Source organism: Thermobrachium celere DSM 8682, assembly GCF_000430995.1.
GTDB classification, from domain to species: domain Bacteria; phylum Bacillota; class Clostridia; order Clostridiales; family Caloramatoraceae; genus Thermobrachium; species Thermobrachium celere.
Window position 1 is genome coordinate 90,223 of the sequence record NZ_HF952022.1, and the last position, 24,833, is coordinate 115,055.

The 24,833-nt window shown below is 31.7% G+C and carries 18 protein-coding genes; 12 read left to right on the forward strand and 6 right to left on the reverse strand.

All coding sequences use genetic code 11. The features are described from left to right. Window positions 1–19 precede the first annotated feature (19 nt). The 3 genes from TCEL_RS10905 to TCEL_RS10915 all read right to left on the reverse strand — a co-directional run bounded on the left by TCEL_RS10905 (window position 20) and on the right by TCEL_RS10915 (window position 9,060). On the reverse strand, window positions 20–1,006 hold the full coding sequence (locus TCEL_RS10905; protein ID WP_018664264.1) for an asparaginase: 987 nt from the start codon (window positions 1,004–1,006) through the stop codon (window positions 20–22). Window positions 1,007–1,059: 53 nt separating this feature from the next. Beyond that, window positions 1,060–1,632: a zinc dependent phospholipase C family protein gene (locus TCEL_RS12910; protein WP_018664265.1), complete on the reverse strand. Its 573-nt coding sequence runs from the start codon at window positions 1,630–1,632 to the stop codon at window positions 1,060–1,062. A 177-nt stretch (window positions 1,633–1,809) separates the two neighbouring features. Continuing rightward, a complete protein-coding gene (locus TCEL_RS10915; protein ID WP_018664266.1) occupies window positions 1,810–9,060 on the reverse strand; it encodes a DUF11 domain-containing protein in 7,251 nt (2,416 codons plus the stop codon). Between the two features lie 143 nt (window positions 9,061–9,203). Here TCEL_RS10915 and TCEL_RS10920 point away from each other — a divergent pair, with 143 nt between their 5' ends. The 5 genes from TCEL_RS10920 (at window position 9,204) to TCEL_RS10940 (ending at window position 13,836) form a co-directional block, all read left to right on the forward strand. After that, window positions 9,204–10,319: a clostripain-related cysteine peptidase gene (locus TCEL_RS10920; protein WP_018664267.1), complete on the forward strand. Its 1,116-nt coding sequence runs from the start codon at window positions 9,204–9,206 to the stop codon at window positions 10,317–10,319. Window positions 10,320–10,389: 70 nt separating this feature from the next. Then, window positions 10,390–10,797, forward strand: coding sequence for a hypothetical protein (locus TCEL_RS10925; RefSeq protein ID WP_018664269.1), 408 nt, complete (start codon window positions 10,390–10,392; stop codon window positions 10,795–10,797). Between the two features lie 104 nt (window positions 10,798–10,901). Next, entirely contained in the window at window positions 10,902–11,165 is a 264-nt protein-coding gene (locus TCEL_RS10930) for a metal-sensing transcriptional repressor (RefSeq protein ID WP_018664271.1), read from the forward strand. Between the two features lie 8 nt (window positions 11,166–11,173). Continuing rightward, a complete protein-coding gene (locus TCEL_RS10935) occupies window positions 11,174–13,609 on the forward strand; it encodes a heavy metal translocating P-type ATPase (protein WP_018664273.1) in 2,436 nt (811 codons plus the stop codon). Between the two features lie 14 nt (window positions 13,610–13,623). Then, the gene (locus TCEL_RS10940; RefSeq protein WP_018664274.1) at window positions 13,624–13,836 is read left to right on the forward strand and encodes a heavy-metal-associated domain-containing protein; all 213 of its coding nucleotides are present in this window, start codon (window positions 13,624–13,626) and stop codon (window positions 13,834–13,836) included. Between the two features lie 8 nt (window positions 13,837–13,844). On the opposite strand, the gene TCEL_RS10945 is transcribed toward TCEL_RS10940, so the two are convergent. After that, the gene (locus TCEL_RS10945) at window positions 13,845–15,029 is read right to left on the reverse strand and encodes an MFS transporter (RefSeq protein ID WP_018664276.1); all 1,185 of its coding nucleotides are present in this window, start codon (window positions 15,027–15,029) and stop codon (window positions 13,845–13,847) included. A 65-nt stretch (window positions 15,030–15,094) separates the two neighbouring features. Next, window positions 15,095–15,970 carry an AraC family transcriptional regulator gene (locus TCEL_RS10950; protein ID WP_018664278.1) on the reverse strand — a complete coding sequence of 292 codons (876 nt, stop codon included), beginning with the start codon at window positions 15,968–15,970 and terminating at the stop codon, window positions 15,095–15,097. Between the two features lie 121 nt (window positions 15,971–16,091). On the opposite strand from TCEL_RS10950, the gene TCEL_RS10955 reads away from it, so the two are divergent. Continuing rightward, entirely contained in the window at window positions 16,092–17,021 is a 930-nt protein-coding gene (locus TCEL_RS10955; protein WP_018664280.1) for a carbohydrate kinase family protein, read from the forward strand. Between the two features lie 187 nt (window positions 17,022–17,208). Then, window positions 17,209–17,613, forward strand: coding sequence for a hypothetical protein (locus TCEL_RS10960; protein ID WP_018664282.1), 405 nt, complete (start codon window positions 17,209–17,211; stop codon window positions 17,611–17,613). Window positions 17,614–17,653: 40 nt separating this feature from the next. Here the strand turns inward: TCEL_RS10960 and rocF are convergent, their stop codons facing one another. Beyond that, window positions 17,654–18,577 carry an arginase gene (gene rocF, locus TCEL_RS10965; RefSeq protein WP_018664284.1) on the reverse strand — a complete coding sequence of 308 codons (924 nt, stop codon included), beginning with the start codon at window positions 18,575–18,577 and terminating at the stop codon, window positions 17,654–17,656. Window positions 18,578–18,700: 123 nt separating this feature from the next. On the opposite strand from rocF, the gene TCEL_RS10970 reads away from it, so the two are divergent. From TCEL_RS10970 to TCEL_RS10990, 5 genes are all read left to right on the forward strand, one after another. Beyond that, on the forward strand, window positions 18,701–19,741 hold the full coding sequence (locus TCEL_RS10970; RefSeq protein ID WP_018664286.1) for an IS6 family transposase: 1,041 nt from the start codon (window positions 18,701–18,703) through the stop codon (window positions 19,739–19,741). A 301-nt stretch (window positions 19,742–20,042) separates the two neighbouring features. Beyond that, complete coding sequence (cls, locus tag TCEL_RS10975; protein ID WP_018664288.1) at window positions 20,043–21,464, forward strand: cardiolipin synthase; 1,422 nt, start codon at window positions 20,043–20,045, stop codon at window positions 21,462–21,464. A 71-nt stretch (window positions 21,465–21,535) separates the two neighbouring features. Further along, the gene (locus TCEL_RS10980; RefSeq protein ID WP_018664290.1) at window positions 21,536–22,189 is read left to right on the forward strand and encodes a helix-turn-helix domain-containing protein; all 654 of its coding nucleotides are present in this window, start codon (window positions 21,536–21,538) and stop codon (window positions 22,187–22,189) included. Between the two features lie 160 nt (window positions 22,190–22,349). Further along, window positions 22,350–23,930 (forward strand): sodium:neurotransmitter symporter family protein, encoded by a 1,581-nt coding sequence (locus TCEL_RS10985; RefSeq protein WP_018664291.1) that lies wholly within the window; start codon window positions 22,350–22,352, stop codon window positions 23,928–23,930. A gap of 222 nt (window positions 23,931–24,152) precedes the next feature. Further along, entirely contained in the window at window positions 24,153–24,809 is a 657-nt protein-coding gene (locus tag TCEL_RS10990; protein ID WP_018664292.1) for a hypothetical protein, read from the forward strand. The last annotated feature ends 24 nt before the right edge of the window (window positions 24,810–24,833 follow it).

Here is a 24,833-nt window from a genome sequence, read left to right on the forward strand (position 1 = left end):
TGCCATCAATGGCACTTTTTTAATTATACAATTCCATTTCAAATATCTTCTTTATTTCATTTATATTTCTCGTTTTGCTTAAGGCAACAATAAGTTTTATTCTTGCTTTTTGACCTGGTAGAGTATCTCCAAATATTACACCTAAGTTTCTAAGGTCGCGTCCTCCACCTGGATATCCATAGCTATCAAGAACACGTCCTTCAAAGCATCTTGAAACAACTACAACAGGAATGTTAAGATCGATTGCTCTTTTAATTCCAGGTACCATATTAGGAGGAACATTTCCTCTTCCCATTCCTTCAATTACAAGACCATCTATTCCCTTTTCAATACAGTAATCTATTAAAGTGGAATCCATACCTGTTACACATTTGATGAGCTGAACATTTGCATTTACACTGTCTATTTCGATATGCTGCTTTCTAATGCTGTCACGATAGAATATAACCTTGTTACTGTCTATAATTCCAATTGGCCCAAATAAAGGTGATTGAAATGCATTTAAACTCATTGAATTTCTCTTAGTAACTTCACTTGCACAGAATAGTTCATCGTTAAAGCATACAAGAACGCCTCTTCCTTTTGCTTCTTCTGAGATTGCAGTACATATTGATGCTGCAAGATTAGCAGGTCCATCATATCCAAGTTCAGAGCTGTTTCTCATGGCTCCAGTTACAATTATAGGCTTTTCTGTGTTCAATGTTAAATCTAAGAAGTATGCAGTTTCTTCAAGAGAGTCTGTACCATGGGTTACAACTACGCCACATATGTCTTCTCTATCAAGTATATCTTTTAGATATTTTGATAATTCCAGCATTTTTTCAGGAGTCATATGAGGTCCTGGAAGTTTTGAAAATGTGAAGCTTTCTATTGAAGCAAATCCCTCAACACCTGTTACCATCGCCATTATTTCTTCTGAACTTAAGCTAGGTACAGCAGCTTTTAATTTTGGATCAACTTTCATTGTAATAGTTCCGCCATTAAAAACAACAGCCACTTTCTTCATAAGTTTACCCCCTATAGATATGTTTCAATTATATTATATATCATATATTTTTTTTATGCTACATTATATTTATTACAGTTTTTAACATAGTCTATAATAAAATTTACGGTATAGTTTGATACTTCTAATGCGTAAAGGATGTCCTTTTCCATAGAAGGTGGTATAATCATATATTCATAGTGCATGTTGTTTATAAAATTTATAAGGTTGTCTAGGGAGTAAACTTTTTGAATAGATGTAGTGTTTATTTTATCAATTACAAGTTCTTCATAAAGGCTGTGGAGAGCTTTTTCATATTTTAAATGCAAAAACATGTTATCTAATTTTTTGTTGTTATGAGCATAACAGAAGTAATCGCATAGAAAGTGAGTAATAATACCAAGTTTAGTGTAAAAGTTTTTTATACTTTTAGTATTAGATAGGTTGTAATTTATAAGGTCCTTTATCATTTGAATTATAAAATTAAATGACTTTTCTTTATAGTGTGGTATAAAAAAGAATGGAAGAGAATAATCAGGCTTTAGACAACCATTTAAGAAGCTTTCTTCATTTATGGGTATATTATATTTTTGTTTTATATTCAAAAGAATAGATTTACCTATTAATTTATGGGTTGCAGATAGCATAAACTCACATCCTATAATAAGAATTCTCTAATTAAATGTTATTTGTTTTAAAATAAGACAGATTTAAGATAAGGTTAAATTTAGGTTATTTAAAGGGATGCTAAATCTAAAATTAATAATTAGTAGAATAAAAAGCTAAAAAACCCCTGAGCATCTAAAGATGTTCAGGGGTTTTTGTTAATCAAGGTTAGTATTATTTAATTCTAATAGCTTTTTAACAGATACTCCACGGCTGCCAGAACCTTGGTTGTTTATTGTGGTTGTATTTGATTTAATTCCTTCGAATACAGTTTCAGATTCAGGAGATAACTTAAAAGTCAAATTAGCATTATTTTTTATAGTTCCTTTAGAACGTCTTAATATTTTAACTTTAAATATAAAGGTCTTTGTTTCTCCTACAGCTATACTGTCAATATAGATATCCACTGTTCCATTGCTTGTTTCTCCTGTATGGGTTACTGTTCCCTCAGAATATACAACCTCAACAAATCTTAGGTCATCGCTTAATACATCCTTTATTTTAACTTCATAAATTGGATGTGGTCCACTATTTGTTATAGCAAGTCTATATTCAACAAGTTGTCCAAGAGAACCTATAATATCATTAGCTGTAAATTCTCCTTCCTTTGTTTTATTTCTCTGCTCTTTTAATAAATTTATTTCAGAATCAGTTACATATACATTTGTACATGTTTGAATTCCAGGACCAATTTCATCAGGTTTTAAATACCATACTCCATAAGCACAGTTTTGTTGTGTGTCAATTAAAGTTATAGGATTAGGAACAGCAGAACTTATCAATACATCAAAGGCATAGTTAAAGTATTCATCCTCTTCTGCATAGGCATAGGGAACAACAGGGAATACAACCTTTTGTGCTTCAACTAAAACAGGTTGTATAGGATGCCCCATTAATGTTGCATTTCCAACGTAGGTTTGACCTATAGGAAGTATATCGGTAAACTGTCCATTTACTATGCTTGTTCCTTTTGGTAGCTTGAAGGTTACAGTATATCTAATTATGCTTCCAATTGTAGTATAGTATATATTTGCAACTTTACTTATTTCAATATCAGGGAATTTTTGAATAACTTCGTTTGTATCCTCCTTAGGATAGGTTATTGGTGTTGTATTGTTTGTAGAGTAAATAAAACGTCCTTTATTTTTAGAGAATCCACCAGCAGGAATACCACCGATTACTTTTACTCTAAATATTAAAGAATAAACTTTACTGGGTTCAAGTTCATCAATTACCCATTCTATTTTTCTTAAAAGAGAGGAGTAATTTACTGCTCCGATAGGTGCTTCATAATAACCTGTATATTCTAAATAAGGTGATATATCATCTTCAATTATAGTGTTGTATGCAGGTGATGAACCAAAGTTGTGGACAGTCAATCTAAATTCTAAAGTGTCATCTGCCAAAACAGATATCATTTCTGTTGTATATGAGGTTTCTTGTGTTATATTTCTTTGTTCTTTTGCAACAAATACAAATGGTCTTGTTATTTCAACATCTACATATTCTTCGATTTCAGGTCCAAATGTTCCTTCTTCGTCTATTTCACTTTTCACTTTAACAATATTTCTTTGAATTTCGATATATGGTTCTTCGTTATTACCATCAATTACCCTTGCAAGGAATGTTATTGTTATTTTCTTCTCCTCTAATGTTGCATCAACAAGTGGAATAGTAAATACGATATCACCATTAGAAAACAATGGTTGTAACATTGTTGAGTTATAACTTGCAGGTCCTAAATAAATCTGTTTAGAAGGAAGTGTATCCTTAATCATTATATTTTTAGCCTTTGTTCCATATGGTACGGTTATTTCAATAAAGTAGGTTATTATATCTCCAACTTTAAAACTGTCATTTGAAGCATATTTAAAAACGGAAAGTTCACCTAAAACAGTATAGACTATATTTGATGTTTTTGGACCATAGTAAACAAGTGGTGTTATACCTTCAATACCAAAGGTTGCACTAAATTTATTTGGAATCCTCTGCCCTGTGAGTCCACCTGAATTAATAGACAAGGCAACTACTGCTTTATATTCAGTATTTGCAGGAATTATTGGTATAGTCCAAGTTAAGTTACCAGATTCTGTAGTTAACGTTCCTGTATCTATTGAAATAATTTCAATGAATGACAATAATTCTTCAAATATTTCAGTTGCAACTACATCAACAAGTGCATAGCTGTTTGGATTGTAAACCTTTAGTTCATAATATATTAAATCTCCAACATTAACTTTTATATCATCAGTTGTAAATGGATTAGTCATTGAGTTCTTTTGGGATTTTGTTAATATTAGGTTTGCATTTGACACATAAATAGTTGAATTTGCTGTTTTTTGTGGTCCACTTGGACCAAGTGGGGTATACTTCCAATCAAGTGTAACAGTATTTATTTGTTCTTGTTGAGGGGGTGTTGATATACTATTTATTTTTGCTCTGAACTTGTATTCAATATTAACTTCTGATATTGATGCATCTATTTCGTTTTCAACTGGGAAGGTTAAAGTTGCAGCACCAATATTTATACCATTTTTAGTTAGGGTAAAGGGAACATAGCTCTGCTCTGTTGGAAGTATATCGTTTATAGTTACATCATATACCTTAACTCCAAGTGGTACCTTTACATTTACTGTATATAAAACTTCTTCTCCAACAAGTGCAGCTTCTTTATCTACTGATTTTATTATTTCAGGGTAAGCATAGTTAAAGGTTACTATATTTGACTTAACAGGGCCTAAAGTTTTTGGATTAACTGTATTTGTATCATATAGGCTCTCAGCATAGTTTTCAACAGCTTCACCTGGAGTAGGGTTAGAATTTACTATGCAGGAGAATATAAGTGTTTTTGTTTCACCAACATTTAAAGTAGGTTCTGTCCAAGTAACTGTTCCATCGGGTGTTGGAGGAGTTGGATGATTTACAGTACCTGTTGGTGCAGGTGGAACAACTGATGAAAATGTTAGATAATTTGAGAGGTTATCTGTTGTTACTATATTAAATGCATCAGATAGCCCGTCATTTGTAATTGTTATCCTATAATGAATTTCATCACCTGATTCAACATCAAGTAGAGGATTTTTAGTAAAATCTCCGCCCTTTGTTACGTTCTTTTGCCACTTTTCAATTTTTATATGAGGGCTTCTAACTTCAACATCCACAAAGGTTGAAACAATTGGTGCAGATTGGCCACCTTCGGTTAAGTTCCACTTTATTGATACATTATTTCTTTGCATTTCTGTATAAGGTGATGTTGTTTTTCCATCTCTAACAATAGTCTTAAAGGTATATATGAGTGTTGTTGGACCATATACGGGTGCTGTTTCTTGATAGGTTATTGTATTTCCTACAACTGTTGGGGTAACAGGAATAGTATTTCTTGTAAAGCTACCTAATACATACTCCTGTTTTATACAGAATACATCTGTTAATGTTAAATTATAGGCAACTATATTTTGTGGTATTGGTATGGTTATGGTGTAGGTTACTTCATCACCTATCTTTGCAGGGTTTGGCATAGCTTCCTTTGTAATTGTAAGTGCAGGTATATTTATTTTAGTTGTGTTTGAATCTGCAGTATAGGTTACTGGATTTACATCGTTTGAATCATAGGTTGATGTTGATTTGTTTGTAATTGAACTTGATGCTGCAATTGGGGCTTTAATTTTAACAGAAAATTCAAGTGTGGCATTAGAGCCATTATTTAAAACTGGTATATTCCAAGTTATTGTCTCTGGAGGACCTTCAGAGTAGGACGGAGTGCCTGCGGATGCTCCAATAATTGAAATAAACTGTAAATTGGAATCTAATGTATCAGTAAGGTTTATATTATAAGCTGGTGATGCGCCGTTTGAATTTATTGTTATTCTATAGTAAATTATATCATCTGGATTTGCAGCTATTTCATTTTGTGTATAGCTTCCTCCCTGTGTATAGTTCTTTTGTTCTTTTGTAATTACAATGTTAGGTGTTCTAACAGTTATATTTAGATTAGATGTTCTATTTTTTGTTAAAGCTCCTCCAGATACAAGTGCCCAGTCTATTCTTGATTGATTTTGTTGTGTTTGGGTAAATGGTGGAGTATGGTTTCCACTTATTACTCTTGCAGTGAATCTATATTTAATTGTTATTGCATTAGGATAGGAGTATAGGTCTGGTTCTGTTGGGAAGGTTACTACTTGGCCTACAACAGAAGGAGTTATAGGTGTAATAGGACCTTCATCCTGTTGTCTTGTTGCAGGCCCTATATAAATCTGACCAGTTGGCAGTGTATCTCTTGCTCTAAGGGAATATACATATACTCCATAAGGTATTGTAACAGTTAAGGTGTATTCGATATCATCTCCTATTTCTGCCTGAAGAAGCGATGCAGATTTTACTAAAGTTAAATTTGGAGCAATAAGGTTAACAGTATTTGAACTTCCACTATATTCCACTCCAAATCCATTGTTATTGGTATTATATATAAATGTTGCTTTATTTGGAGTTGATGAGTTTGCAGCAAAGCCTGGTAGAGTTTCAACTCTAAAAGTTAAAGTTGCAGACTGGCCAAAGGGAAGTTCAGGTATAGTCCAACTTACTGTTCCCATTGAATAGGATGGAGTACCTAAAGTTGCGTTAAAGCTTCCTGCTACAAAGTTTAAAAGAGGATTTAATACATCTGTAACAACTGTGTTGTATGCTGTTTCAAGCCCATTGTTTGTTACAGTAATTCTATATTCTATAATATTTCCTACGTTGAAGCTTAAATCAGTAGTTCTAAAGGTTCCATTTAGTGTATAGTTTCTCTGTTCCTTTGTTGCAATTATATTTGGAGTTCTAACTACTAAATTTTTAGTTGTTGATTCAGGTATTGCAGGAGTTCCTAAGCTATCTATTTCCCATTCAACCTTTGCGGTATTAGGTTGGTTTTCACTAAATGGAGGAGTATGGGCAGCAGATATTACTCTAACATCAAATGAATAAAGTAGTTTAACTTCGTTTTGTGTAGCATCCACAATTGGTATTGTTGGGAAAACTACATTTGGTGGCGTAACCGTTGGAGATATTGGGTTTCCATTTAGTGTTGCATTTCCTATATAGGTCTGCTCAGGAGTTTTATAAGTGTCTGTAACCTTAATATTATATGCAATAGTTCCTTTTGGAATAGTCACTTCAAGCATATAGGTTGCAATATCACCAATTTTAAGGTAGGCAGGGGATATGGTTTTAACTATTTTTAGCCTTTCAGTTTTTAGTATTGTAGAGTCTTCAAAGGGGTCACCTTCATATTGATAGGACATATCCATTTGCGAATAAGGTCTTGTAAGAGTGGCTTTATTTATATAAACTTGACCGCTTACAACAGAGTTTGTGACTAATACATCGTAGCTAAAGGTTAAACTATCACCAGGGGCAAGTTTTTTTATTAGCATTGTTACATTTTGACCTGCAAAGTTTGGGGGGTCATAAATTCCTGTACCTGTTATAGTATAGCTTCCGTTATACACAAGTCCATCAGGTATTACGTCAGTCAAAGTCATCATAAAGGCATCGGTTGTCAAGTTATCTAAAGTTTGAGTATTTTTTATTGTTATTGTATAGGTATAAACTTCGCCAGATTTAATTGCATTTACATTAGGACCTGTAACAGATTTATAGAATTCAATATTTGGTGTTCCAAAGTTAACTAAAACTTGGTCTCTATCGCTGTAGGATAATTCTAAACTATTTCTACCTGCAAGCTTTGCAAGATTATTTTTAACAGCATTAATAGGTATATTTAAAACAGGAACTTTGAAGGTTGCAGTCCATAGTGTATTACCGGGTAAATTTCCCAAAGCCCATCTAAATCCATTTGGTGACACAGTATAAGGTGTAAATGGTCCTGGAAGGTTTCCACCATAGGTAATAGGTGAAGGTGGCAATGGTCCCATATTATAAGGCACATAGTCATCTATTTCAATATTAAGTTGGGTTGCATTTAAATTTGAGGCATTATACTCTATATAAAATTCAACTAAATCTCCTGGAGAGGCAACAGAATATGGTTTTGGTGTACCATCCTTATAGTAGTATCCAAGTATTTGTTTCTTAATATAAGGTTTTCTGATGTATTGTGTTACAGAGGAACTATCAGGTGTTTGCCAGAGTGTATTTGCATTTATTCCATTTACATTTGAACTATTTGTTAGGCTGTCGTTTGATGCGACAGGACTGTTATCTATATAGGTTGATTTAGTTAGTGTTTGGAATGTTATTGTGCCTGTTGTACCGGCAAGGAGAGTTCCTAAATTCCAGGTAAGTGTAGTTGTTCCATTTGGATTTACTAAAATAGATGAAGGAGAAGGACTGGCAGAGCCCAAAACATATTCCATTCCATCAGGTATTATATCTTCAATTACAACATTGTTTACATTATCATATTGATTTACTTTATAAACCAGTCTATAAGAATTTGTAAGGCCTACATCAGTCATAGATGAGCCTATAATAGACTTATCTATTGTTATATCCTTTGCAATAGTAGTTAGGTTTGCAGTTACAGGACCAGATAGGCCATCAAGTATTGCGGTATTTACTAATGGTGTATTATGAGGTATTTTACTTCCTGAATTTTCAACACATAAAGTAGAATAATTATCCCATATTGCCACATCAAAATTTATTGTATTTGTACTTCCAGCAGACAATGTTTTATTTCCCCAGTTTATTACTGTATAGTTTTTGCAGTTTGGAGAAGGTGTTGGAGTTGTGACAGTTGGGTTTAAAAAACTTGATGCATTAGGACCGGTTGCTGAAATATTATTTAGATATCTAATGCCGTTTGGTAGGTTATCAATCAATGTTATATCCGATGATTCACGAGTATTGTTATCGAGTATTAGCGTGTAGGTGAAGGGCCAAAGTGGATTTGGTGTTGGAATTAATCCTGCACCCTTTGGCATCTTACCAGGACCTTTTTTAATTAAATTGTATCTTAAAGGAACTATAGTGTTTGAAACGTTTTTTATAATTTCTACATTACCTGGGTCATCATTTCCTCTTGGGAGAGTATCAACCTTTGCAATTAGGGTTAGATTTGGTACAGGTATATCAAAGGGAACAGGAAGTAGAGTGTTTCTAAAGTATTCATCGGATTTTATTTGAACGGAAACTGTATAATTTATCTCATTAGGAGCAAGATCTTTAACATTAACCCACTTTATTGTACTTGTTCCATCTAAATTATTAACAATTTCTGTAGGAGAGATGCTACTTGATTCATAAGAAAAACCATCTGGAATTGTAAGTTCAAAATATAGGTTGTAGCCTCTATTTATAAGACTTGTATTAGAGAAGGTAAGATTTAATGTTGAAACTTTACCAAGTACAATTTTTAATGGTTGTGGTGACTGGTTAACTATAAATTCTGATGGAGATAGTGCCATAATAACCTCCTTTAGGATTATTTCTCGTATTATTATATTCACTTTATATAATTATGATGAATGGGATAAGATTATATTAAATTATTAGAAGACTTTTTAATAAGTATACATATAATAAAATAAAGCAAGCTTAAGGAATTTATATGAAGAGTTTATGTGTTCTTTTTTACTTAGATGGAAATAATGAGATTGAACCTGAAATATATAGTTCATTAGAAAAGCTTTTGCAATTTAAATGTAAGGATGTTGATTTATTTGTTGAGGTTGGAAGGGAGGATAGAGAATTTGTTAAGGTGATAAGACCCTTTGAAAATATATCCTATTCAAAAGATACATGGACTGGTGTAAAAAGGTATCACATAAAGGATGGAAATATAGAGTATATTGATTTAGGTAAAAGAAATATGGCAAACCCCAAGGAACTATATGATTTTATATGTTGGGGATTAAATGGCTGTAGTGCAAAATATAATGTACTTGTTATTGCCTCCCATGGTTTTTCCTTTGTTGGAGGAATTACTGATTTAACCTTTGATGTTCCTTATGTTATGCCTATAGAGGATATGTGCTATAGCATAAATAAAGCTCTTTTAGACTGTAGAAAAAGATTGGATTTACTCTTTTTAGATATGTGTTATATGAACTATATAGAAATACTATATGAATTAAAAAGAAGACACGATAATATACATTATGTTTTAACATATTATGGTGAAGGAGATTTTGGAGGAATTGATTATATAAGCTTTATTGAAAATTTTTATAAACTTATTGAGAAGGATAAAAAATTTTTGTATTTTCTTGAGAGAGATAACCTTATATTAAGTAGACCATTAAAATCAAAGGTAAAGGAAATTAAAGAGTTCTGTAATAGTTTTGCAAAGCAATGTATTGATAAAGGATATGAAGACATTGAATTTGTAAAAAAGGAAATAGGACTTTTAAGTATATATGAAAAAATAAACAACATAGTATGCTTTAAGTCAGAAAACTCAAGGGGAATACAAATAATAGATTTTAATATAAAGCAGTTAGATAAAATATACAAAAATTTAGCCTTTTCAATTAACAATAAATGGTTTAGTTTGATATCAAAGGATAATAAGATTATAGATAAACAACAAATAAACTTTTTGCCAAAGATGTTGACTAAATCTGCAATCTTTGGACTTATTCTATCATTAAATAGTGGTATAGATATAAAAGAAGCAACAAATATTTTAAATAATGTTGTTAAGGTTAAAGGCTGGAATATTTGATTTAATTTTAAAGACATATTTAGTTTTAATTTATACAAACTAATAGTAAGATCTAAAAGGAGGTGTTTATATGCCTCATATGAAGAATAATCATAATGAATGTGACGGACAGGACAGCTTGAAGGAAGTTAATGCAAGAAGGATTGATCAGCTTATAGATTTAGTTGAAAAACATACAAGAACAGAGAGACATCTTGAAGAGCATTCAAATATTACTGATTTAGATGAGATTAAATATGTACTTGAACTTCAAAGACAGAGGGAGGAACAGATTAAGCATTTAAGAAATCTTATTGCATATGGTAAAGATGATGATTTTTACAAGAGGGAAGTAGAAAATATTGAAAAAAATCTAATCTATACAGAGCATTATCTTGACCATAATAAGCACAATATGGATGAATTTACCCTACAAAAAACAATGGAAAAACAGGAGCATAGAAGAGAACAGCTTGAAAATCTAAAGCATCTGCAATAGGTGGCGAAGGCCACCTATTTATTTTTACTATACATATTGAAAAAAATAAATATGTATGTTATTATAATAATACCCCCACAGGGTGGGGGAGGAAGGAGGATGCTATGAATAAGGAAAGAGAAGAGGCAAAAAAATATTTAAAAACTGCAAAAGGGCAAATTGAAGGAATATTAAAAATGATAGATGAGGGAAGATACTGTATAGACATTTCAAATCAAATTATTGCAGCAGAAAAACAGATAAGAAAGGCAAATATGTTAATCTTAAAGGGACATTTGAATAGCTGTGTAAAGGAGGCCTTTTTAAACAATAGTGGAGAAGAAAAGGTGGATGAAATAATAGATGTATTTGATAAATTAACAAGGTAGGTGAATATATGAAAAATAAATTTAAAATAACAGGTATGACTTGTGCAGCCTGCTCAAGGGCTGTTGAAAGAGCAGTCAAAAAGCTTGATGGTATAGATAAGGCAGAGGTTAATTTGGCTATAGAGGAGCTTTATGTGGAGTATGATGAAAAAAAGGTAAGTGAAGATGATATTATTAGGGCAGTAGAAAAGGCAGGCTATGGTGCCTATTTAAAGAATATAAAAGAAGTTACTTTGAAGATAAGCGGAATGACCTGTGCGACTTGTGCAAAAACGATAGAGAGGGTGTTAGGTAGGTCAGATGGAATTTTAAATGCAGAGGTAAACTTTGCATTAGAAAAACTCTATGTAAAATATGATACATCAAAGGTAAGACTCTCTATGATAAAGTCCATAATAAAAAAGGCAGGATATGATGTAGTAGAAGATTTAAAAGAGAAAGAAAAAGGGGATACAAAAGGTAAAAATAATAAGTCTTTATTTAATTTAAAGATTGCAGCAATATTTACTCTCCCTCTTTTATATATAGCAATGGGACATATGCTAAATTTTCCAATTCCAGAAATAATACACCATCACAAAAACCCATTAAATTTTGCACTTGTTCAGTTAATTCTAACTATACCTACAGTCTATGCAGGGAGAAGATTTTATATTGTTGGATTTAGAAATTTAATTAAGCTATCCCCTAATATGGATAGTTTAATTGCAATAGGTACATCAGCGGCTATAATATATGGATTATTTGCCATATATCAAATAGCAATTGGAAATACAGAGTATGCAAAGGAACTATATTTTGAGTCTGCAGCAACAATAATTACTTTAATACTTCTTGGTAAATATTTAGAAGCAAGGGCAAAAAATAGAACATCTGAAGCAATAGAAAAGCTTATAAATCTTTCTCCAAAGATGGCAACAATAATAAAGGATAATATGGAGATTGAGATACCAACAGAGGAAGTTGAAGTTGAGGATGTTGTTTTAGTTCGTCCAGGTGAGAGAATACCTGTCGATGGAGTTGTAATTGAAGGAAAAACCACAGTTGATGAATCAATGCTTACAGGAGAGAGCATACCACAACTTAAGGAAGAAGGTTCTAATGTATTTGCAGGAAGTATAAATAAAAATGGCTGGATAAAGTTTAGGGTAACAAAGGGAAAGGAGGATACAGTTTTAAGCCAAATAATAAGGCTTGTAGAGGAGGCACAGTCTAAGAAGGCACCTATTGCAAGGCTTGCTGATATAGTATCTGGATATTTTGTGCCAGTAGTTATTTTAATTTCAATAGTATCCTCTATTGCTTGGTATATAGTAACAAAAGATGGAGTATTTTCTTTAACTATATTTATTTCTGTTCTTGTAATTGCTTGTCCTTGTGCTCTTGGCCTTGCAACACCAACAGCCATAATGGTTGGTTCAGGCAAGGGGGCAGAGCTTGGGGTGCTTATAAAATCTGGTGAGGCACTTGAAATGCTACACAAGGTTGATGTAGTTTTGCTGGATAAGACAGGTACAATAACAGAGGGGAGACCTACAGTTACAGATATAAAGGCATATAACATAGAAGAAGAAAAGCTTGTATCTTATGCTGCATCATTAGAGAGGCTTTCAGAACATCCACTTGGTGAAGCGGTGTATGAATTTGCAAAGGATAAGGGAATAGATATATATGATGTTGTGGATTTTAAAAGTATAACAGGCCATGGAGTATATGGAAAGATACAGGAGAGGGAAGTTTTAGTTGGAAATACAAAACTTATGAAGGAATACAATATAGATATTTCAGGTGTAGAGAGATATATAGAGGAAATTTCAAAGCTTGGAAGAACAGCTATTATAGTTTCCATAGATAGAGAAGTTAAAGGTGTAATCGGAATAGCAGATAGAGTAAAGGAAAACAGCAGAAGGGCAATAGAGTTAATAAAAAATATGAAAAAGAAGGTTGTTATGTTAACAGGGGATAACTATTTAACAGCAAAGTCTATTGCAGATGAGGTTATGGTGGATGAATTTATTGCAGAGGTTCTTCCACAGAATAAAGCAGATGTTGTAAAGGAATATCAGAGTAAAAATAAGAGAGTTTTAATGGTTGGAGATGGAATAAACGATGCACCAGCATTAGCACAGGCTGATGTAGGAATGGCAATAGGATCAGGTACAGATATTGCAATAGAGTCGGCAGATGTTGTTTTGATGAAGAGTGACCTTTTAGATGCAGCCTATTCAATAGAGCTTAGCAGAAAAACTATAAAGAATATAAAGGAGAATTTATTCTGGGCCTTCTTCTATAATGTTATAGGTATACCTGTTGCAGCAGGAGTACTTGTACTGTTTGGAGGACCAAGGTTAAACCCTATGATTGCAGCACTTGCGATGAGTTTTAGTTCAGTTTCTGTTGTTTTAAATGCATTAAGACTTAAGGGCTTTAGGCCTAAAAAATAAAAGGAGGAGATAAAATGAGAAAGAAGATTAATATTGAGGGAATGAGCTGTATGCACTGCGTAAGACATGTTGAGGAGGCACTATCAGAAATAAAGGGAATATCAAATATAGAGGTCAACTTACAAGGGCAATATGCAGTTTGTGATGTGGATAATGTGGACAATAAAGAGATTATTGATAAGATAGAGGAATTTGGATATAGTGTGGTTTCAATAGAGGAGATATAAAGAGCACCTTATATTTGGTGCTCTTTTATTTTATTAAATTCAATAAAAACCAATGCTTGTATAACAAATACTACTGCAGAAATTATGAAGGTTAATGAATAGCTTAATTTTGTATATGAAATAATATTTCCTGCTAAATATGAGGATATAGAAACTGTTATATTACCTATTAGAACAACTATGCTATTGAATTTAGCTTGATGTTCTTGATTAACTGAATTCATAAAAATAATGTTTTCAAGGGGTACAGTTATATTTATTAGGACAGATCTTATAAGAAAGAATATACATAATATGAGGGTTATAAAATTTAGTTTTGTATTAAACAGAACAAATAGTAGAACAAAGGGGAATGATAATAGCTTAGCAAAGGTTATAGTCTTAAATTCGCCTATTCTTTTAGCTATTATGGGGGATAGAATCATAGCTAAAAGGTTTCCAAGCATATTGAAGTTATTTACAAAAGCTGCAGTATCAGTTGAATAGTTCATTTTATTTATTAAATAGGTTGTGTAGTATGGTATTATCATTCCCACTGCAAAGGCACCACAAAATGTATATAGTAAAATTAACTTCATTTTTCTATTTATCTTAAGTTTATTATTTTTACTTACATTTTTTTCTGTATTTTTGTTTGAAGTTATAAATAATGCAGGTATAGAGCCTAATAAGCTTAAGATACTCATTATATATAAAGCAGTATTAAAGTTATATAGTTTTATTATTTTACCAGATAAAAAGTTTCCAATTAGATTCATGAAGGTTGCATATATGAATATAAAGCTAAATAATTTAACAGTGTCTAATCCTTTGCTGTTTTTTATTAAAAAGGGTGGTTTTATTACAACAATTGCAGATATACCCATTGCATATATAGATGCAGCAAATAGTATTGATAGTTTACCATTAGAAAATATGTAGATTATGCTTGATATAAAACATAGAATTCCTGTTGAGGCAAATATGTATTTATCCTTAATGTATTTAGATAATATACCAACTATATAAGCAAATAGGGCAAAGCTTATTGTCTGTGTGACAGTTACAACACCTAAGAAACTTTCGTTAAATCCTTTAGACAAAATAAAAGGTCCTAAAAGAAAGGAATAAAATCCAAAATATATCCCTATAAATATTTCAATAAATAAATAGAATAAAATATTTTTATGTATAATCTTTACTTTTTTTATCATACTTTATTATCCTTTCATTATTTGATTACAGCTTTATTTTAGCCAAATTAAATAGAAAGGACTATTTATATATTATCTTTTATTTGTACAATATTATCTTTTTTACGTTCATATGAAGGATTATGTCCTTTATATTTTTTATATACTCTATTAAAATATGCAACGCTTGAAAAACCAACCATGAGTGCAATTTCTGTAATGGGTTTATTTGTTGTATTTATTAATATTTCAGCTTTAGAGCATCTATAAAAATTAAGATATTCAAGGAAGGTTTTACCCATTGTATTCTTAAAAAACCTACAAAAATAGTTAGGAGCAAAGTTTAGCATCGATGCGGCATCATTTATGGTGATATTTTCGTTATAATGCTCATCTATATATCTTAAAAGTTTTTCTAGCCTTTTAAGGTTTTCCTTATGTTTTTTATACGAAAGTTCATTTTTTGAGGTGGTTTGGGAGTATGCAATAATAGATGCTAAAATTTTATATATACTTCCTCTAATATCAATTTCATAACCTGGGGGTTTTTGGTTGTATTTATTTATAATATCCTCCATGTAATATCTTATTGTTTCTATATAATCAATATAATTTTTATTTTGCTTTATAATTTTATCATCATCGTTGAAGGGGAAGAGCTTGTTAAATTCAATTGGAAGATCAGTTGCTATACTTGTATCGAATTGAAGAACTAGATATTTAGAAAAACCATATACTGCATGTACATCTAAGCTGTTTAGAAGGATTATCTCACCACTTTTAATATCATAGTATGAGTTATTTATTTGAATTTTTGCTTCACCTTCTAGTAGATAGAGTATTTCTATAAAATCATGCCAGTGAGGAGGTACATATGTACAAGTTTGATTAAGTTCTGTTATAAATATTTTTACAGGCAACATTTTGTTTCCAAGCTGTGCTATTTCTTTAAATGGTTCCATATTAATCATCTCCATAAATAGTGTTATAATAGTTATATGAAAAAATTCGACAATAATTGCAATATTCCTTTAGAATTGATATAATTTATTTTTGTGAAGTTTAAAAGAAGGGGCGAATATTGTGGAGAAAACATTTGATGTTGCAGTATTTGGTGCTGTTTTTGTTGATATAAAAGGTTTTCCAAGAGATATATTAATACCAAAGGGAACTAATATAGGTAGTGTAAAGTTTAAGCATGGTGGTGTAGCTAGAAATGTTGTTGAAAATCTTAGCTACATGGGTCTTAAGACGAGATTTGTTTCAATTGTAGACAATAGTGCACTAGGTATGGAAGTTTTAGCAAGGCTTAAAAATGAAAAGATAGATACGGAGTATGTTGATATTGTGGACAAAGATGGCATGGGGATGTGGCTTGTTGTATTAAATGAAAAGGGAGATATAGCAGCTTCTGTATCACATCAACCAAATTTAAAGTATCTTTATAACATAATTGATAATCATGCTGAAGAAATTATAAAGGCATGTAACAGTGTTGTACTTGATTTAGATTTTGAGGCAAGTTACATTGAAAAGATTATAAATATAGCAAAAGAGTATAATAAGAAGGTATATGCGGTTATAGGGCATCTTGATGTTGTAAAGAGAAATAAGCATTTATTTAATAGGCTTGATTGCTTGATATGTAATAATATTGAATTTGAGATAATCGCAGAAAGAACATTTGAGACAAAAGAGGAAGTTATTGAGGCTTGTAGAGAACTTACAAAGAGTGGGTTAAAGAAGATAGTCGTTACAATGGGAAAAAAGGGTTCTGTTTATTACGATGCAGAAACAGGAGAAGAGGGGCATGTTGATATTGTTCCTGTAAAGGTAATAGATACAACTGGTGCAGGAGATTCCTTCTTTGCAGGAACTGTGTATGGCCTAATTAGTGGTTATAGTCTAGAAAAGTCAGTTTCAATAGGAACTCGTATAGCAAGTCTAACAATAAGTTGTAAGGAAAGTACAAATCCAGAGATTAAACAGAAGATGCATATTATAGTTGTTTAAAGGGGCTGAGTATTCAGTCCCTTTATTGTGTAATGATTAAGATGATAAAACTATTCTTAGTATAGTTAATTATGGACAAAAATTAAGATTTTAGAGGAGCAAAGAAAAGGTAAAATATATTGAATTTTCTAAATATTTATGATATAAATTCATTAGTAGAAAATTTGTTTATTTTTGGGGTGATATCATGGGTAAAACTGTTATTCTAAGGTGTAGCTTGTGTGGTAAAGAAAGCAAAGTTGAGTGGGGAAGGGAATTTTATGTAGACAGCTTAGGAAGAGAACACTACTATAATGAATTTGGGAACATAAGTGAAGAAGCAAAAAATAGGGGAATATCAGGTTTTTGGGTGGATAAGGTTTGTAAAAACTGTGGGGAAGTTATTAGAGAAAGTAGGTACTTAGAAGATATTACAGATGAACATGAAGTTGCTTGGATGAATTTCCCAAGGGTTGATATTGTGGAAAAATGTACAAAGTGTGGCAGTAGAGATATTTTAACTTTATATGAAATAATAATTGGTGAAGATAAAAAGGTACCCTGCAATTCCTGTAGAGATGGTAAGATGAAAGTAGAATCTATATATGAATAATAACAAAAGTGCTGTGTGAACTTTACACAGCACTTTGTATTTAAGCTGTTAATCTATTTTCTAAGCCGTATTTAAGTTTGCTTAATGTATTTTTAATTAAGTACATTGCTATATCTAAAGTTTTATTATCTTTATCAAGTACAGGATTAAGCTCAACTATATCTAGTGAACACATCATCCCTGAAAGTGCAAGACTTTCTAGTATATATTTTGCATCTTCAACAGATAGACCGTCCTTAACTGGCGTACCAGTTCCAGGTGCAAACAAAGAATCTATTGAATCTAAATCAAAACTTACGTGTATTGCATCTACTTTGTTTTTAAAGTAGTTTAGCATATCCTTTACGACGTTTTTTATACCTAGTTTTTTGACCTTATCCATAGTATAGAATTGGCCCTTGCTTCCTTTTATAAGTTCTACTTCTCCTTCATCCAAGTCTCTTCCTGCAATATGAAATACGTTTTCTTCCTTAATTTTAACCCTATTTTCATATACATTAACAAGCGCCTCATGTCCTATTCCAAATGATGCTGCAAGAGGCATTCCGTGTATGTTTCCAGTTGGTGATGTTATATCAGTATTAATATCTCCATGGGCATCAATCCAAACAACGCCTAGATTTTTTATTGATTTACTTGCACCAGCTATACTTCCAAGACCTAATGAATGATCTCCGCCTAAAATTAGAGGAAAGTTTCCATTAGATATTGATTCATATACCTTTTGTGCAAGTTTATTATTGGCATCAACTACTTCATGTAGATATTTTAGGTTTGGATGATGTTCATATTTTCTTTTTTCATCTGTTTCAAGTACATTCACATCACCACAGTCAAAAACTTCAAAACCTAGGGATTCAATTAAGTTTACTATATTTGCTTCTCTATAGGTTTTTGGAGCTAAATTACAACCAAACTTGTCTGCACCTAAATGTAAAGGTACACCAATTAAGTTTATCTTCATCTATCCGTCCTCCTTTTGCTTTTGTTAGTTTTGTTAAGTTATATGATATTTGAATTTCATCTCCCCTTTGAGTTATCTTAAAGATAGCCAACAATAAAATACCTCCGAAGGAGAGATGAAATTATGTGCAAATTAATGAATAATCTTTCATGCCCAAGATGCCACAGTCATAACCTCTATCGATTTGGTAAAGATAAAGCTGGTAAGCAGAAATATCAATGTAGAAATTGTAAACGTCAGTTTACTCTCGAAGATTGTTCAGGCAAGAAAAAGAGTCTTTTGAGAGGATACCCTCGTTGCCCTGTTTGTGGGTATGGCATGTATTTACACCATGATTACGAGTATTACTCTCATTATACTTGCAACTCTAAAAAATGTGCTCATTCTGTTTATGTCGCAAAACCTAATAATATACAATCTGCATCTTGTGAATTAATTAAAGGAAAGATGGACTTTAAAAGAATGAGATTTCCTTTATTTTTAATTCTTTCTGCACTTAATCTTTATTACTTAAATGGTTCTTCAACTAGACGAATATCTCAATTCTTTAAAGTAACTTATAATATTAAAGTGTCTCATGTAACTATTGCATCTTGGTGCAAAAAATTTGCTCCTATATTTCTAAGTATAGCTAATAGACTTACTAAAAATCTCGATTTAGGCACCTCTGATGAATGGCATGCCGATGAAACTGTCGTTTTTATAAATGGTGAAAAGCATTATCTTTGGTTAATTATTGATTCAGAAACCAGAATGGTTTTAGGTTTCAATTTAACAGCATCAAGAGATGCTTCGCAAGCTTTTGCTTTGTTTAAATCTGCAAGCAAATTTGGATGTCCATCGGCTATTGTAACCGACAGACTAGACTCATATAATCTTGCAGCTAAAACTATTTTTAATAATTCTAAGCATATCAAAGTACAATCATTTAAGGATGATATCTCTAACAACCTGATAGAAGCTTTTAATGATACATTTAAAGATTGGTATAAACTCAAGCGAGGATTTAAATCATTTGAAAGTGCAAACACTCTGATAGCAATGTTTATTTTCCATTATAATTTTTTAAGACCTCACTATTCTTTAAACAATCTAACCCCTGCACAAGTAGCTGGGATATTAGTTGATGAAAAAGCAATGAATAATTGGCTTCTATCTGCTTAATTTAAAATAAAGCATATCTTTTCATACACCTACATTTTTAAGTTTTTGTAGGTGCCTTCGGCATGCCTATTTTTTATAAATTCCCTAGTTATTAAAAATTATTTTTTAGAATTTAATAAAAACCTGAGTAATTTTGAGTAATTATACATCTAGCTACGCTATTTTTTCATATTTACTTAACACAATCCTTTTGTTTTTTGAAAAACATTATTAATTTTATAAAAATATTTGGTGTATGTCTATAATAAATAAAAAACAAAAAAATAAAATTTTGTTATAATGTAATAAAGGAGGTGGTAGTATGAATATACTATCAGTTGTATTAATTATAAATGCTGTAGTATTGACTACCATTATTATTTTAGAAAGAAAGAGGCCAGAGAAGACAATTGCTTGGCTACTGCTTATAATAATTTTTCCTCCTCTAGGATTGATTCTATACTTATTTTTAGGTAGAAATTGGAAGAAACACAGGTTAAATGAAGAGTTTTCACCGGTGGTTAAGGATCTTTTAAATAGAGTTATAAATAGAGTAGATAAAGAAGAGCATAAATATTTAGCTGAGCTTTTAGCAAATAACAGTTACAGTCCGTTGTTTGTAGATAATGAAATAGAAATATTCAACAATGGAGATGATAAGTTTAATGCTTTATTTGAAGAGATGGAGAAGGCAATACATCATATTCATCTAGAGTATTACATAGTAAAGTCTGATGAAATAGGGAATAGATTGAAGGAGATTTTAATAAGAAAAGCAAAAGAAGGGGTTAAGGTAAGGTTTATTATGGATAGAGTTGGTTCCATAAGGCTTAAGAAGAATTATATAAAGGAATTAAAGGAAAATGGAGTAGATGTGGTACAGTATTCATATTTCCTAGCTCCTTTACTTAGAAAAATAAATACCCAGATTAATTATAGAAATCATAGAAAAATTGTTGTTATAGATGGAAGAGTTGGATTTTTAGGTGGCATGAATGTGGGAGATGAATATAGAGGATTAGGAAAGATTGGTGATTGGAGAGATTTGCATATAAAGGTTAAAGGTGATTTTGTACTTGGTCTTCAAGGAGTGTTTATTGATGATTTTATGGCTGTAAAAAGAATAGATGATGGAGAATTTTTTATTGAAGGTGAATTTGACAAATATTTTCCAACAAGTGAAAAATCAAAAGGAAAGATAATGCAACTTGTAACAAGTGGACCTAATTCGGAACATCCTGCTATAATGCAGGGGATTATAAAAATGATAAGTATGGCAAAAAATAACATATACATAACTACGCCATATTTTGTGCCAACAGAAAGTGTTATGGAGGCTATAAAAATCGCAAAGCTTAGTGGTGTGGATGTAAAAATACTCTTTCCAGGTAAATATGATCACTTCATTGTATATCACGCATCCAAGACGTTTCTAGAAGAGCTTGTTAAATGTGGAGTTGAGGTATATTTCTATAATAAAAATGCCTTTGTTCATTCAAAAGTGATTACCATAGACGATTCGATTTGTACTGTTGGAACTGCAAATATGGATATTAGAAGTTTTGAATTGAACTATGAAGTTAATGCAGTTATATATGATAGGGAGATAACGCAAAAGATAAATGAGATGTTTAGAAGGGATTTAGAGGATAGCACAAAGGTTGATGAAGAATATTTTAAAAATCAACCGAAGTTCATAAAGATAGTAGAGGGAGTTTGTAGAATATTTTCTGAGTTGTTATAACAGTTGAGCTTTTCAGTAAAAGTATATTTTGGTATACTATTACATAATAAGGCGGCATAAGGAGTGATTTTATGAGTAGGGTTGGATTGAGAATAAAACAAGAAAGGATAAAGGCGAATTTTTCAACAAAGGAGTTAGCAAAAAAATTGGGTATTTCTGAAGGTTTTCTACAGGATGTTGAACTTGGAAGAAGAATAGCAAGTGAAGATTTAATAAAAAGAATAGAAAAGGTCCTTAATATAAATTTAAATGATTCGCTTTTTGATGAAGTTGAGCAACCTATTGAAAATATTAAAGAATACAAAGAACCTGTTAAAGTAAACAAACAGATGGAGGAAGCTTTTTCAAGTATTTTAAAAAAGATACCTGTTTGTGATCTTTATCTGAAGGAAATATATGATTATAAATATCTTCCGATAAAAGATAAAAAGGTTGAAGGATACAATGCAGAAAAGGTATTTTTCATAATTGCACCAGACGATTCTATGAGGGGATTTAGGATAGCTAAAGGGGATAAAATAATGGTTTACTTGACTCAAGAGATGGAGAATAATGCTATTTATTTAGTGGATGTTGATGGTAAAAGAATGATAAGGCAATTAAAACGACTAGATGCCAATAGGGTGTTACTTATTTCACAAAATAATGATATAAAAACTGAAAGTCGAGATATAAAAACTTTCAAAATCATCGGCAGATGCATAAGGGTTGAATTTGAACTATAAAAATCTAGCGTCTAGGGCATGTCCTAGACGCTAGATTTTTTATAACTTTGTTAAAAAATTAATCTTAAGAAAAATTCACAATTTAAAGCATTAAACTAGTTGAAATTTTTGTGAAAATGAATTATCATAATAACAAAATTACATGTAAAGGGGGATTCCTATGGAAGAAAGACGTGAAAATTGGGGGAGTAAGCTTGGGCTAATTTTGGCTATGGCAGGAAATGCAGTAGGACTTGGTAACTTCTGGAGATATCCATACCAAGCAGCAAAAAATGGTGGAGGAGCCTTCATGATTCCATATTTTGCTGCACTAATAATGCTCGGCATTCCCCTAATGCTTGTTGAATGGAACCAAGGACGTTATGGTGGGAAGTATGGACATGGTACTTTAGGACCAATGGTATATCTTCAAGCAAGAGAAGGTGTAAAGCCTAAGACAGCTGCAATTTTAGGTGCTATTGCAGGTATGTTTGCTTTTTCAGTTACAGTATTATTAAACAGCTATTATAATCATATAATTGGATGGACTCTTGGATATTCTTATATGTCAGCAACAGGACAATATATGGACAAATCAATTAAGACAGGAGAATTCTTTGGTCAATATTTAACAAGCCCAGGAAGATCATTAATATTCTGGATTATTGCAGTTGCAATATTAGGTATAGCTGTTATGCGTGGAGTTCAAAAGGGTATAGAAGCATGGGCAAAGGTTATGATGCCAACAATTTATGTGTTCGGTATTATACTAATTATAAGAACTCTTACTCTATCTGCTCCTGTTAGACCAGACTGGACTCCTATTGCAGGTCTAGATTATATTTGGTCTCCAAAATGGAATGAATTGAATGCTAAATCAGCTCTTGCAGCAGCAGGACAGATATTCTTCACATTATCACTTGGTATGGGAATTATACAAAACTATGCATCATACTTAAAACCAGATGATGATATAGTAGTATCAGGACTTGCAACAGTATCACTAAATGAGCTTGCGGAGGTTATATTAGGAGGAACAATTGCTATTCCAATATGCTATGCCTTCTTAGGACCAGAAGGACTAAGTGCAGGTGTTGGACTATCCTTTGTAGCTCTACCAAATATATTTAGAACTATGGCAGGTGGTAGAGTATTCGGAACATTATGGTTCTTACTACTATACTTTGCAGGATTTACAAGTGCTATTGCGATGTACAACTATCTAGTTGCACTACTTGAAGAGGAAATGGGTGTAAAGAGACAAATAGGTTCAGTTTTAGTATTTATCCTATACATTGTAATTGGTCTACCAGTTGCATTAGAACCAATCTTAACAAAGAAGGCAGAACTATTCTATCTAACTGAGCTTGATAACTGGGTAGGAAGTTACTTCCTAGTTGTTCTTGGACTACTTGAAGTTATAGTAACAGGATGGTTAATGGGAACTAAGGCATTAGACGAAATGAATAGAGGAAGCTACTGGAAGGTACCAAACTGGTTCTTTAACCTATTTGTAAGGGTACTAGCACCTGTATACATCATTATACTTCTAGTATCATCAACAATTAACTATGCTAAAGAAGGATACTTCAAGCTAGTTCCAGGCTTTGCAGAAAGCGTACCAGAACTTATTCCATGGGTACAAGGAGCAAGAGTTGTTCTATTAGTTGTACTTGTTATAGGTTTTGTTCAATCCTATAGAAGCATAAGAAGAAAATATGCAGAAGAAATAGAAGCAGGAAAAGTTATTGTTGTGAGATAGGAGGGGTATTATGTCAGGTGGAGCTCTTGCTTTTATGATAGTAGCCTGGGGAATTATATTAGCAGCTTGTTATGTTACAATGTCAGCACTGTTAAAAAATAGCAAATAACAATTGAAAAAAATACAGGAATGGTTTAAAATATTATTTAACCATTCCTGTTAATTTTTATAATATTAAGTAAATTTGATTGTAAATTACTCTAGAGATGATGGGGTGAAAATATGCAGATTGTAGCTATATTGAAGAGTTTAAATGACAAATTAATTAAATTACAAATTAGTGATAAAAAGAAAAGGGTATATGTTAAGGAAATAGAAAATTTAATAGATAGATATGCAAAATTAGATATAGATACAAAGAATGAAGTGTATCAGTCGTTAGTAAGGAAGGGTAAAGAAGTACAAAAAAATTTAAATGCATTGGAGATTGAAAATTATTTAAGATACTGTCAAGCGGCACTGTATGATTTTGAAGGTAATTTAAAACCTTTAAGCCATATATTTAGGGCCTTTTTGTTAACATCAATACTTTTTATGATACTAGCTCCACAATTTTTAGGCCCAATACTTCCACTAGTATTTATATTACCAATATTTCTTGGCATAAAAGGGTTAAAAAAGAGAAGTTCAACTGGACTTACACTAGCGCTATCTGTTTTACCAATAGGACTTTTAACATCAGTTATATGGATAAAAAATTCTATTTTAGCTTTTAATGAAGGAAATGTATTTTTTGAAGAGCTAGCAAAGGTATATAAATTAAGTTTAAGTGCAACAAAGGGTATATTTACAACATTTGTAATTCTTTCTATTTTACTTGGATTTGCTTCGATTTATACTTTCATAATGGGTGTAAGACATAAAAAGATGTTTGTCTGATTAAATTACGATGTCTTTAGGAGA